The following is a 510-nucleotide window of genomic DNA, read 5'->3' on the forward strand; positions in this document are numbered from 1 at the left end:
CTGTCGATGACGGCGTCTGGCAGTTGTGCGGCACCGCTGCTGAAGGGTTCGGATTGGTGAACGAGTTCCTCGGATATCTGGCCGACCGGAACTTCTCGCCGCGGACCTGCCGAGCTTACGCCTATGACCTGCTGGCGTTCGCACGATGGCTTGGTGACGAGGATTTGGCACTCGTGGACGTCAATGTCGATGTGCTGCTGCGGTTTTTGACCGCGTGTCGGGAGGCGACGTTGCCGGGTCGGCCGGGTGGCAACGTGTATTCGATCCGCGACGGCCGCAATCTGGGGTATGCGCCGGCGACGATCAATCGGCGGTTGGCGGCAATCTCGAGCTTGTACGCGTTCCGGGAGATGCGTGACCCCGCACGCGCCTAATCCTGTTCGCGGCGGGCGCGCGGCCCGAATGCGTTCGCGTGGTGAGCGTTCCGGGATACTGGCGCATGTGGCCAAGCCGAAGTCGCGGTCAACGTTGCGGGTCCGCGGGCCGCGTCGATTGCCGCGGGGGTTGACA

General features: G+C 65.1%; 1 protein-coding gene. It reads left to right on the plus strand.

Going from position 1 to position 510, the window contains the following annotated elements:
• Window positions 1–374: site-specific integrase (locus AC5Y49_RS24830; RefSeq protein ID WP_499892026.1), on the plus strand; the 374-nt coding region annotated here is incomplete at its 5' end.
• Window positions 375–510: the final 136 nt, after the last annotated feature.

The sequence above is a fragment of the Mycobacterium sp. NGS62 genome, from assembly GCF_059812285.1.